Genomic DNA, 11765 nt, shown 5'->3' with positions numbered 1-11765 from the left:
TTTATTGAAGATGAAAAAAGGAGAGATGGAAATGAGCATCAGTGTCAAATTCCCGGACGGTTCCGTTCGTGAGTATAAATCGTCCGTCACGGTTGGGGAGATTGCCGACTCCATCAGCCGGAGCTTGTCCAAAAAGGCTGTTGCCGGCAAAATCAACGGCCAAGTGGTGGATTTGTCCAGAGAAGTGCCGGACGGTGCCGAAATCCAAGTTCTGACGTTGGAAGATGAGGAAGGCTTGGAAGTTTACCGCCACAGCACCGCTCACTTGATGGCGCAGGCGTTGAAACGATTGTATCCGGATGTGAAACTGGGGATCGGCCCGGTGATTGAAGACGGATTTTATTATGACGTGGATTTGCCGGTTCGTTTGACGCCGGAGGACCTGCCCAAGATCGAAGAAGAGATGAGAAAAATCGTCAAAGAAAATTTGCCGATTGAGCGAAAAGTCGTTTCCCGGGAGGAAGCCATCCGGATTTATGAAGAAACCGGGGATCATCTGAAATTGGAGATCATTCGTGACCTGCCGGAAGATGCAGTGATCACCATGTATCATCAAGGCGAGTTTTTTGATCTGTGCCGCGGTCCCCATTTGCCGTCCACCGGAAAGATCAAAGCGTTTAAATTATTAAGCATTGCCGGAGCTTATTGGCGCGGGGATTCGGACAACCAGATGTTGCAGAGGATTTACGGGACGGCCTGGCCGAAACAATCCCAGTTGGAGGAACATCTGAACTTCCTGGAAGAAGCGAAAAAGCGGGATCACCGGAAACTGGGAAGAGAACTCGGCTTATACATGTTTTCGGAGGAAGCCCCCGGCATGCCGTTTTATTTGCCGAACGGGATGATTTTGCGCAATGAATTGGAACAATACTCGCGTGATTTGCAAATCAAAGCCGGTTACAAAGAAGTCAGCACTCCGCTCATCATGAACCAGCGCTTGTGGGAACAATCGGGACACTGGGACCATTACAAGGAAAACATGTACTTCACCAATGTGGATGAATCCGCTTTTGCCGTCAAACCGATGAACTGTCCCGGACATATGCTGATATTTAAACATGATATCCGCTCATACCGGGATTTGCCGCTTCGCCTGGCTGAATTCGGGCAAGTGCATCGCCACGAGTTGTCGGGAGCCTTAAACGGCATGCTCCGGGTCCGGACTTTCACCCAGGATGATGCACATATCTTTGTGCGGCCGGATCAGATCGAAGAAGAAGTGACCGCCGCGCTTCAACTGGTGGATCAGATTTACAGCACTTTTGGTTTCCCCTATTCCATCGAGCTTTCCACCCGTCCCGAAGATTCAATGGGTTCGGACGAACTGTGGGAAAAAGCCGAATCCGCGCTGCAGAACGTGTTGGATAAGTCCGGCATCAAATACCGGATCAATGAGGGGGACGGTGCGTTTTACGGTCCGAAGATCGATTTCCATATCCGGGATGCTTTGAAGCGGAGCCATCAATGCGCCACCATCCAATTGGATTTCCAAATGCCCGAGAAATTTGATCTCTCCTATGTCGGGGAAGACAATGAGCGGCATCGCCCGGTGGTGATTCACCGAGCCATTTACGGATCAATTGACCGCTTTATCGGGATATTGGTCGAGCACTATGGCGGTGCTTTCCCGTTATGGCTGGCTCCGGTTCAAGCCAAGGTGATTCCGATTTCCCGCGCGTTCAATGACTACGCTGAACAAGTGACGGCCCGGTTACGGGATGCGGGAATTCGCGCGGAACTGGACGGCCGTGATGAAAAAGTGGGTTATAAAATCCGGGAAGCCCAGGTGCAAAAAGTTCCCTACATGCTGGTGATCGGTGAAAAAGAAATGAATGCCGACGCCGTGGCTGTCCGGAAGCGGACCGAAGGAGACCTCGGGGCCAAGCTGCTGGATGAAGTGATAGAACAATTGGTGTCCGAAATCAAAGAGAAAAAATGACAATGAAAAAAGCACCCCGTTTGGTGAAGGGGTGCTTTTTTTAATAATAAGGGGAAATCATCAAATACACCAGCACGCCGGTGATGCTGACATACAGCCAAATCGGCATGGTCCAGCGTGCGATTTTCCGGTGCCTTTCCACCTGCATCTTCAGGCCGCGAACCATCGTGAAAAGGGCCAGAAACACGGTGGGGGCGGCCAGAACGATATGGGTGATCAAGATGAAGTAATATATAATTTTGATCCACCCTTCGCCGCCGTAAGAAGTGGAAGGCGCCAACGAATGATAAACCAGATAAGTGATCAAAAAAAGAGCAGTCGAACCAAAGGCGGCAAAGATAAAACGACGGTGCATGCGTATATTTTTTTTCTTGATGAAATATAATGCGGTAATGAGGAACACCGTCGTAAAGCTGTTGAAAATCGCGTTTAACATGGGCAAAAACGTTAAATCCACATGATCGAACCCTTGGTATTTCGGCATGAAAAAGAGGACGACGATGATGGCATTGATGATGATGGTCAATGCGACGATCCATGCTGTGGTCTTCTTTTCGTCCGCCGGAATTTGCCTGGTTTGGTCAGCCATGGTTTCACCCTTTCATTGCAATGAACTCAACTTCAGTATACATTTTTTTACTGACAAACTCCTGTAAAAAAGGTGACAAAACGGACAAAACTTTTCCCTTTATTTTCCGTTTGACGGATCCCGGAGAAAAGAATATATTCAAAGTGGCCGTTTTGAAATCGTGCGTCACGTTTGACACGGGTTTTATTTCTGTGATAGTATATTTTTGTCATGCAAGAAGAAGCGCCCGCTTCTCACCTGGTCAACGCGGAGTTGGCAGGTTCTGATGCAACTGATTTTCCTGTTGGATATTGGAAGCAAAGTGTGGGCGTTTTCTGCGCTTACACTTTTTTATTTTTCAATTTTTTTCCGGAGGTGGCAGGTATCAGCAAGGAACATCAGCACCAAGTCAATGAGTCGATTCGTGCTCGGGAAGTTCGCCTGATCGGTGTTGACGGTACGCAATTGGGAATCAAACCCATCCGTGAGGCTTTGCAGCTTGCACAAGAAGCCAATCTCGATCTCGTGAATGTTGCCCCGCAGGCAAAACCGCCGGTTTGCCGTATCATGGATTACGGAAAGTACCGTTACGAACAAAGCAAACGCGAAAAAGAAGCACGCAAGAATCAAAAAACGATTCAAATCAAAGAGGTGCGCCTCAGCCCGACGATTGAAGAGAACGACATCAAAACCAAATTAAGCAATGTGAAAAAATTCCTTAAAAAAGGAAACAAAGTGAAGTTGACCATTCGATTCCGCGGCCGGGAAATCACTCACCAGGAATTGGGACGCAGTATTTTGGACCGGATGGCAAAGGAAGTGGAAGACCTTTCGGAAATCGAACGGGCTCCGAAATTGGAAGGCCGTCAGATGATCATGATTTTAGCACCGAAACAGTAGAAGGAGGACAATGTTATGCCAAAAATGAAAACCAAAAAAGCTGCGGCAAAGCGCTTTAAGAAAACCGGAACCGGCAAAGTGAAACGCTCCCATGCGTATACAAGCCACTTGTTTGAGGCAAAAAGCCCGAAGCGCAAACGCAAATTGCGTAAAAGTGCAATCATGCACTCCGGTGATGAAAAACGGATCAGACAGTTGATTTCCTATCTGTAAGAAACGCCTAAAGAAAGAGACTTCAGGAGGGATTTATTGTGGCAAGAGTGAAAGGTGGTACCGTGACGCGTGCACGTCGCAAAAAGGTACTGAAATTGGCTAGAGGTTATTTTGGTTCCAAACATGCGTTGTTCCGTACGGCAAAACAACAAGTCATGAAATCGTTGATGTATGCATACCGTGACCGCCGTCAACGTAAGCGTGACTTCCGTAAATTGTGGATTACACGCATTAATGCGGCCGCACGCATGAACGGCATTTCTTATAACAAATTTATCCATGGCCTGAAAGTGGCAGGCGTGGACATCAACCGAAAAGTTCTTGCGGAATTGGCCGTGACAGACCAAAAAGCGTTTGCTGAATTGGTCAATGTTGCCAAAAACGCAAAATAACGGACTGATCGATGGAGAAACCCCCGGATGCCGGGGGTTTTTTTAAATGACTTTATGCAACAGGGAAAGCAAGGTTTTCAACTCTTCCGTGGACAAGTTTTCAAACTTTTTCCGAAAGTATTCTGATTTTTGGTCGGCAAGTTTTTGAATCATCTCCTTGCCTTGATCCGTCAGGTGAAGTTCGACCACGCGTTTGTCCAATTGCGACCGTTGCCGGTACACCAGATTTTTTTTCTCCAACTGATCCGCCACATGGGTGATGTGGCTGACGGACACATCAAATTCCTGGGCCAGTGCTGTGATGATTTGAGGGCTTTTATGGAGCTTTTTGAGCACGCCGAATTCAGCCCCGTTAATTTGATCTCCCCAAATTTCCGTTAAATCTTTACGGATTTGTCGTAAAATGAGGCGAAACACTTGTTCCAATTCCATTGACATTTCAATTCTGTCCAACATCACTTTCTCCTTCATGGGATTCCCCATTTTGTTTTATGAAGTGAAATATTAGTCATGATTATAAACCATTCTCTTTCAATTTTACAACATAAATTTCTGTTGTTTTTGTTTTTTGGTCCCTTTTTTAGTCGTGACATCCGTCCCGTTTTGTTATAAACTGATATGAAAAATCAAAAAAGGGGGAGAACAATGCGAAGTGACAAAATTAAAAAAGGGATCGACCGGGCGCCGCACCGCGCATTGTTGCGGGCAGCCGGATTGAAAGATGAAGATTTTGACAAGCCTTTTATCGGCATATGCAATTCATTTGTTGAAATCATTCCGGGGCATATGCATTTAAATAGATTTGCCGAAGTGGTGAAAGAAGCCGTCCGGGAGGCGGGCGGAGTTCCTTTTGAATTTAATGCGATCGGTGTGGACGATGGTATTGCCATGGGGCATATCGGCATGCGCTATTCGTTGCCCAGCCGGGAGATCATTGCCGATTCGGTGGAGACGGTGGCGTTGGCCCATTGGTTTGACGGGCTTATTTGTATTCCTAATTGTGACAAAATTACGCCCGGCATGATGATGGGGGCTTTGAGGGTGAATATCCCGACCATTTTCGTCAGCGGCGGACCGATGCGGGCCGGGGTGACACCGCAGGGAGAAAAAGTGGATCTGGTTTCGGTTTTTGAAGGAGTAGGGGCTTATCACGCCGGGAAAATGGACGAACGGGAATTGCAAACGTTGGAACAGTTTGGGTGTCCAAGCTGCGGGTCTTGTTCCGGTATGTTTACGGCCAATTCGATGAACTGTCTGGCGGAAGCACTGGGATTGGCTTTGCCGGGAAACGGAAGCATCCTTGCCGGTACGGAGGAACGAAATGAATTGGCGAGAAAAGCGGCCCGCCAAATTCTCCGTTTAATCGAAGCGGACCTGAAGCCGCGGGATATTGTTACCAAGGAATCGGTGGATAATGCACTGGTGTTGGATATGGCCATGGGAGGTTCCACCAATACGATTCTTCACACCATGGCGATTGCATACGAAGCAGGAATCGATTATCCACTGGAGTCCATCAATGAACTTTCGAAAAAAGTCCCATACTTATGTAAAGTCAGCCCGGCGGGAAATTGGCACATGGAAGATGTGGACCGGGCGGGAGGCATTTCGGCCATTCTCCATGAGTTGAGTAAAATCGGGGGGTTGCTGAATCTGGATCGACCGACGGTGACCTTGAAAACACTGGGTGAAAATATTGCAGAAACGGAAGTGAAAGACCGCGCGGTCATCAAATCGGTTGACAAGCCATACAGTGAAACGGGAGGACTGCAGATTTTATACGGGAACCTCGCCCCCGACGGTGCAGTGATTAAAACCGGGGCGGTGGATCCTTCGATTCGCCGGTTTAAGGGAAAAGCCATTGTGTTTGATTCCCAGGATTCGGCCATTGCCGGAATTGCCATGGGAAAAGTGAAGTCCGGACATGTTGTCGTCATCCGGTATGAAGGCCCCAAAGGCGGCCCGGGAATGCCGGAAATGTTGTCGCCGACTTCCGCCATCATGGGAATGGGGCTCGGAAAAGAGGTGGCGTTGATCACCGACGGCCGTTTTTCCGGGGCGACGAGAGGAATTTGCATCGGTCATATTTCTCCCGAGGCGGCAGAAGGAGGCCCCATTGGATGGGTCGAGCCGGGAGACGAAATTGAAATCGATTTGGATAAGGGAACGCTTCAGCTTTTGGTTTCCGATGAGGAGATGAAAAAAAGGAAAGCGGCATGGAAAGCACCTTCCATCGAAGTGGAGGGACGTTTTTTAAGACGTTATGCCCATATGGTGACTTCCGCCAATACCGGGGCTGTTTTAAAAAAAGTATAGGAATTTTTAAACGGTTGAATCACTTTCTGAAAAAAGAGGTGATTCAACTTATTTAAAAAATTTGCAAACGATTACAAATTTGTAATGAATTTTCCCGGAAAAACCGGTTGACACCCTGTGAAGAGGGTGATTATAATAGCATCTAAATAGTCGAAATTGTAATTCTTAAAAAACTTCACCGCTGATGTCTCCTAAATTTCTGCCGTTTTTCAAGCGGCTGTTTTAAAACAACAACAAGCCTGATAATTCAGTATATTGAGACGATGAAGAGGAATGAACATAAGCGAGTGCGTTACAGAGAGTCCGGATTTTGCTGAGACCGGAACCATGAGCTTATGATTCTCTCACCTCGGAGTCGGGTGGCCAAAGATGCAATGTGCTTGCATCGAGTAGTACATTCCCGGTTGTCCCGTTATCGACAGGGTACAGGTCATGGTGTTTTGTCTGTACCCATTGAGACCGGCTTTGCGAAAAGTCGGTAAAATTGGGTGGTACCACGAACCTGATTCGTCCCAATGACGGCATGCACTTGTCGTGTGGGGTGAATCGGGTTTTTTTATTTACATCCGAAAAGGAGGAACAAGCGTTGGCTCCCCAAGTGGAAACCAGAACGACGGAGGCAGTTGAGTCAGAAGCAGAGAAGAGGGAGGAACTGACTGGATCCGAGATTTTGCTTCGCAGTTTGATCCGGGAAGGAGTAGAGGTGATATTCGGTTATCCGGGCGGAGCAGTACTGCCGATCTATGACACGTTATATCACGAAAAAGTTCAACATCTGCTCGCTCGCCACGAGCAAGGAGCCATTCATGCCGCGGACGGATACGCGCGAGCAACCGGAAAGCCCGGGGTGGTCATTGCCACTTCGGGACCGGGAGCAACCAACCTTGTCACAGGCATTGCAACAGCCATGATGGATTCCGTCCCTTTGGTTTGTATCACAGGGAATGTGGCCCAGGATTTGCTGGGGACGGATGCTTTCCAAGAAGCAGACATCACGGGAATCACGATGCCGATCACCAAGCATAACTATTTGGTCCGGGATGTTTCCCAGTTGCCGAGGATTGTGAAAGAGGCGTTCAAAATTGCCACAACGGGGCGTCCCGGACCGGTGTTGATTGACATTCCGAAGGATGTTTCCAATGCGAAAACAACGCTTTCCTATCCGGAAGAAGTCCACATCCCCGGGTTAAAAATTCCGGAAGAGCCTGAGCAAGCCCGGATTGAACAACTTTACGACGCCATTTCCAAAGCCGAAAAACCATTGATTTTGGCAGGAGGAGGCGTGGTCACATCCGGTGCGGCCGACGAGCTGAGGGAGTTAGCCGAGCAATCGGAGATCCCGGTGACCACAACCTTGATGGGAATCGGGGGATTTCCCGGCACCCATCCGTATTGGCTGGGGATGCCGGGGATGCATGGAACGTACACCGCCAATCACGCTTTGTTGGAGTGTGATTTGCTGATCGGCATCGGCGTCCGTTTTGATGACCGGGTCACCATGGGGCGCATCGACACATTTGCAAAACGGGCCAAAATCGTGCATATCGACATCGATCCGGCGGAGATCGGAAAAAATGTGGAGACTTGGATCCCGCTGGTCGGAGATGTCAAAACCGTTTTGCAAAAGGTGAACCGAAACGTGCCGCGGAGCAATTCAAAAGCGTGGATGGAGAAGTTGGATTTTTGGAAGAAAGAATATCCGTTAACTTACCGCGACGACGGCTGTTCATTAAAGCCCCAGTGGGTGATTGAAGAAATCTACCGCTCGACCAAAGGGGAAGCGATCATAACCACGGATGTGGGACAACACCAAATGTGGGTCGCACAGTTTTACCGGTTCCACCATCCCCGCTCGCTGTTAAGTTCCGGCGGTCTTGGCACGATGGGATTCGGTTTTCCGGCAGCCATCGGGGCCCAATTGGGAGTGCCGGACCGCCCGGTGATCGCCGTGACAGGGGACGGGGGATTTCAAATGACCGCCCAAGAACTGGCGCTTCTTCCTCTTTTGAATCTTCCGGTGAAAATCGCCATCATCAACAACCAGTGTTTGGGGATGGTCCGGCAATGGCAGGAAGTGTTTTATGAGCAACGTTATTGTGACGTTGATCTTTCAGGCGGTCCGGATTTTGTCAAACTGGCGGATGCCTACGGAGTCAAGGCCTGGCGGGCTAAAAACAGGGAAGAAGCCGTCTCCGCCTGGAATGAGGCCCTGAATCATCCCGGACCGGCGTTGGTCGATTTCTGGGTCGAACCGGATGAAAATGTTTATCCGATGGTGGCTCCGGGATCGAGTCTGGATGAGATGGTGATGGGAGATGAGTTGAGATGAGAAGAGTTTTATCCGTGTTGGTCAACAATCAACCCAGGGTCTTGGCGCGGGTGGCCAGTATGATCGGGCAGAGGAACTTCAACATTGAAAGCATCAGTGTGGGGGAGACTGAGAATCCGGCCTACTCCCGCATGGTGATCGTCACCAGGGGAAACCCGTCGACCATCGCGCAAATTTCAAAACAATTAAACAAATTGATCGACGTGATCCAGGTGGAACAGTTGGAAAAAGACCAGTCGGTTGAACGGGAGCTTCTCCTGATCAAGGTGGCGGCACCGCCGTCGGTCAGAGCCGAGATCACCGGAGTGATCGAACCCTTTCGGGCAAACATCGTGGATGTCGGTCAAAAATCGCTGGTGATCCAGGTGACGGGTGACCCGCTCAAACTGGAAGCCATGATTGAACTGCTTCGTCCCTACGGGATTCAGGAAGTGGCCCGAACCGGAGTGACGGCGATTTCCAGAGGCAGTGTGTCTGAAAACAAAATGGTTTCACTTTAATTAAGGAGGAATGGAACAATGGCGAAAATGTATTATGAGCAAGATGCGGATTTGTCTTTGTTGCAAGGGAAAACGGTTGCGGTGATTGGATACGGAAGCCAAGGGCATGCCCAGGCACAAAACTTGCGGGACAGCGGAGTGAACGTGGTGATCGGACTCCGGAAGGGGAAATCTTGGGAACAGGCGGCCGCGGACGGATTTGAAGTGCTGGAGGTGGATGAAGCCGTCAAACGTGCCGATGTTGTGCAAGTGCTGATTCCCGACGAGCTTCAGAAAAAGGTGTATGAAGAACAGATTGCCCCTTATTTGCAACCGGGAAATGTATTGATGTTCTCACACGGATTCAATATTCATTTTAAACAAATTGTTCCGCCCGAAAAGGTGGATGTCATCCTGGTTGCCCCCAAATCGCCGGGCCATCTGTTAAGAAGAGTTTTTGAAGAAGGATTTGGTGTTCCGTCCCTGATCGCGGTTTATCAGGATGCAAGCGGAAGAGCCAAAGACATGGCCTTGGCTTACTGTAAAGGCATCGGTTCCACCAAAGCCGGCGTGATTGAAACCACCTTCAAGGAAGAAACCGAAACCGACCTGTTCGGGGAACAAGCCGTTTTGTGCGGCGGGGTCAGCCGCCTGGTCCAAAGCGGGTTCGAAACCCTGGTGGAAGCCGGATACCAACCGGAAATCGCCTATTTCGAATGTTTGCATGAATTGAAATTGATTGTCGATTTGATGTATGAAGGCGGCTTGAGCCAGATGCGCTACTCGGTCAGTGACACGGCTGAGTTCGGCGATTATGTCAGCGGAAAACGGGTGGTTGCAGAATCCAGCCGGGAAGCCATGAAAGAAATTTTAAAAGAAATTCAAGACGGTTCCTTTGCCCGCCGGTGGATCCAAGAGAACGAGAATGGACGAAAAGAGTTTGCAGAGTTGAGAAGAGCTGGGAAAGAGCATCCGATTGAGCAAGTGGGGAGTCAGTTGAGAAAGTTGATGGTCTGGACGAAAGCTGAGCCTGTGAAACAATAGAGTTTAAAGGAGAGGAAGCGGGTATGCGTACAGTCATGATTTTTGACACGACATTGCGCGATGGAGAACAGTCACCGGGTGTCAATTTGAGCACCCGGGAGAAAGTGGAGATTGCGATTCAGTTGGAAAAGTTAGGGGTGAATGTGATTGAAGCCGGATTTGCCGCTTCCTCCAAAGGAGATCTGAATGCTGTCAAAGAAGTGGCACAAGTGGTGAAAAATGCGTCTGTCTGCAGTTTGTCCCGGGCGGTGAAAAGGGACATCGACTTTGCAAAGGAAGCGTTACAAGCGGCGGAATCCCCATATCTCCATCTATTTCTGGCAACCTCTCCAATCCATCGGGAATACAAGTTGCAGATGGATAAAGAACAGGTGAAAACCAGGATCCGTGAAGCGATCACCTATGCAAAAAAGTATTTTTCACAGATTGAGTTCTCGGCAGAAGATGCGGGAAGAACCGAAATCGACTTTTTGTGCGAAGTGGTTGACACTGCCATCTCAGCCGGGGCCACGGTGATTAACCTGCCGGACACGGTCGGTTATCTGACGCCGCAAGAATATGCGGATATGTTCCGCGAAGTGATCAACCGGGTGCCGCGGGTGGATCAAGTGCGGTTGAGCGCGCACTGCCATGATGATTTGGGGATGGCGGTGGCCAACAGTCTGGCAGCGATTGAGGCCGGTGTGTCCCAAGTGGAATGCACCATCAACGGGATCGGTGAAAGGGCGGGAAATGCAGCTTTGGAGGAAATCGCCATGGCTGTGAAAACAAGAGAAGCTTATTACCGCGTGCAAACGACACTCAATTTAAAAGAAATTCACCGCACCAGCCGGATGGTAAGCAAATTGACCGGCATGCCGGTTCCGGGAAACAAAGCGGTGGTGGGAACCAATGCGTTTGCCCATGAGTCGGGCATTCATCAGGATGGCATGCTGAAACACCGCGAAACTTATGAAATCATGACTCCGGAAAGCGTCGGGTTAAATGAAAGCCGTCTGGTGTTGGGCAAACATTCCGGCCGCCATGCCTTCAAAACGAAGATGGTGGAATTGGGGTTTGAGCTGAAAGAGGAGCAAGTCAACCCGTTGTTTGAACGCTTTAAAGAGTTGGCCGACCGCAAAAAAGAAATCACCGATGATGATTTGATTGCATTGGTGGAAGAAAAACTGGTGCATGCACAGGACTTTTATGTGATGGAATCATTGCAGGTCACCTGCGGCAATCCGTCTCTTCCGACGGCAAGCATTAAGATCAAAAGAGAAAGTGATGGCAAAACCTTCTTTGAAGCGGCCTGCGGGAACGGGTCGGTGGATGCCATCTTTAAAGCCATTGACCGGGTTGCACAGGAGAGAGTGTCTTTGGAGGATTATCGGATCCATTCAGTGACGCAAGGAAAAGATGCGCTGGGTGAAGTGAGTGTTCAGTTGAGACAAGGCGAGCTTTATGTCAGAGGCAGAGGTGTGAGCACAGACGTGCTGGAGGCCAGTGCCCGGGCGTACCTGGATGCGATCAACCGTCTGATTCGTCGCAAAGGAGATTATCCTGCCGAGAAAACAGCAGTGACGACAGTATAAAGGAGTGGACA

11 protein-coding genes and 1 other annotated feature are annotated in these 11765 nt (G+C 49.4%); of the genes, 9 read left to right on the top strand and 2 right to left on the bottom strand.

Annotation, left to right across the window (positions count from 1 at the left end):
- Positions 1-31: 31 nt before the first annotated feature.
- Positions 32-1939, top strand: coding sequence for a threonine--tRNA ligase (thrS, locus tag I8U23_RS09845; protein ID WP_198050996.1), 1908 nt, complete (start codon positions 32-34; stop codon positions 1937-1939).
- A gap of 40 nt (positions 1940-1979) precedes the next feature.
- On the opposite strand, the gene I8U23_RS09840 is transcribed toward thrS, so the two are convergent.
- Positions 1980-2528, bottom strand: coding sequence for a DUF420 domain-containing protein (locus tag I8U23_RS09840; RefSeq protein ID WP_037993416.1), 549 nt, complete (start codon positions 2526-2528; stop codon positions 1980-1982).
- A 208-nt stretch (positions 2529-2736) separates the two neighbouring features.
- Positions 2737-2866, top strand: a sequence feature (ribosomal protein L20 leader region).
- Positions 2867-2882: 16 nt separating this feature from the next.
- Here I8U23_RS09840 and infC point away from each other — a divergent pair.
- The 3 genes from infC to rplT are packed head-to-tail and all read left to right on the top strand — an operon-like array spanning position 2883 to position 4012.
- Positions 2883-3407: a translation initiation factor IF-3 gene (gene infC / locus I8U23_RS09835; protein ID WP_181732024.1), complete on the top strand. Its 525-nt coding sequence runs from the start codon at positions 2883-2885 to the stop codon at positions 3405-3407.
- A 15-nt stretch (positions 3408-3422) separates the two neighbouring features.
- Positions 3423-3620 (top strand): 50S ribosomal protein L35, encoded by a 198-nt coding sequence (gene rpmI, locus I8U23_RS09830; protein ID WP_037993415.1) that lies wholly within the window; start codon positions 3423-3425, stop codon positions 3618-3620.
- A 38-nt stretch (positions 3621-3658) separates the two neighbouring features.
- Complete coding sequence (gene rplT / locus I8U23_RS09825) at positions 3659-4012, top strand: 50S ribosomal protein L20 (protein ID WP_037993413.1); 354 nt, start codon at positions 3659-3661, stop codon at positions 4010-4012.
- Between the two features lie 42 nt (positions 4013-4054).
- Here the strand turns inward: rplT and I8U23_RS09820 are convergent, their stop codons facing one another.
- Positions 4055-4465 (bottom strand): MarR family winged helix-turn-helix transcriptional regulator, encoded by a 411-nt coding sequence (locus tag I8U23_RS09820; RefSeq protein ID WP_165489704.1) that lies wholly within the window; start codon positions 4463-4465, stop codon positions 4055-4057.
- Positions 4466-4657: 192 nt separating this feature from the next.
- On the opposite strand from I8U23_RS09820, the gene ilvD reads away from it, so the two are divergent.
- The 5 genes from ilvD (at position 4658) to I8U23_RS09795 (ending at position 11754) form a co-directional block, all read left to right on the top strand.
- Positions 4658-6328: a dihydroxy-acid dehydratase gene (gene ilvD, locus I8U23_RS09815; RefSeq protein ID WP_037993412.1), complete on the top strand. Its 1671-nt coding sequence runs from the start codon at positions 4658-4660 to the stop codon at positions 6326-6328.
- Positions 6329-6851: 523 nt separating this feature from the next.
- Positions 6852-8657: a biosynthetic-type acetolactate synthase large subunit gene (ilvB, locus tag I8U23_RS09810; RefSeq protein ID WP_082240557.1), complete on the top strand. Its 1806-nt coding sequence runs from the start codon at positions 6852-6854 to the stop codon at positions 8655-8657.
- Positions 8654-9157, top strand: coding sequence for an acetolactate synthase small subunit (ilvN, locus tag I8U23_RS09805; protein ID WP_037993408.1), 504 nt, complete (start codon positions 8654-8656; stop codon positions 9155-9157). The genes ilvB and ilvN overlap by 4 nt, the downstream gene beginning before the upstream one ends.
- An 18-nt stretch (positions 9158-9175) precedes the next feature.
- Positions 9176-10180, top strand: a complete 1005-nt coding sequence (gene ilvC, locus I8U23_RS09800) for a ketol-acid reductoisomerase (RefSeq protein WP_037993406.1) — start codon at positions 9176-9178, stop codon at positions 10178-10180.
- A 23-nt stretch (positions 10181-10203) separates the two neighbouring features.
- Positions 10204-11754, top strand: a complete 1551-nt coding sequence (locus I8U23_RS09795; RefSeq protein ID WP_049719798.1) for a 2-isopropylmalate synthase — start codon at positions 10204-10206, stop codon at positions 11752-11754.
- Positions 11755-11765: the final 11 nt, after the last annotated feature.

The sequence above is a fragment of the Thermoactinomyces sp. CICC 10735 genome, assembly GCF_016055175.1.
Lineage (GTDB): Bacteria > Bacillota > Bacilli > Thermoactinomycetales > Thermoactinomycetaceae > Thermoactinomyces > Thermoactinomyces vulgaris.
This window is presented reverse-complemented; position numbering and strand designations above follow the sequence as displayed.

Bases quoted from the DNA above. Each gene is read 5' to 3' on its own strand.
- thrS (WP_198050996.1), top strand. From the start codon at position 32: ATGAGCATCAGTGTCAAATTCCCGGACGGTTCCGTTCGTGAGTATAAA.
- I8U23_RS09840 (WP_037993416.1), bottom strand. From the start codon at position 2,528: ATGGCTGACCAAACCAGGCAAATTCCGGCGGACGAAAAGAAGACCACA.
- rpmI (WP_037993415.1), top strand. From the start codon at position 3,423: ATGCCAAAAATGAAAACCAAAAAAGCTGCGGCAAAGCGCTTTAAGAAA.
- ilvD (WP_037993412.1), top strand. From the start codon at position 4,658: ATGCGAAGTGACAAAATTAAAAAAGGGATCGACCGGGCGCCGCACCGC.
- ilvB (WP_082240557.1), top strand. From the start codon at position 6,852: ATGCACTTGTCGTGTGGGGTGAATCGGGTTTTTTTATTTACATCCGAA.
- ilvN (WP_037993408.1), top strand. From the start codon at position 8,654: ATGAGAAGAGTTTTATCCGTGTTGGTCAACAATCAACCCAGGGTCTTG.
- ilvC (WP_037993406.1), top strand. From the start codon at position 9,176: ATGGCGAAAATGTATTATGAGCAAGATGCGGATTTGTCTTTGTTGCAA.
- I8U23_RS09795 (WP_049719798.1), top strand. From the start codon at position 10,204: ATGCGTACAGTCATGATTTTTGACACGACATTGCGCGATGGAGAACAG.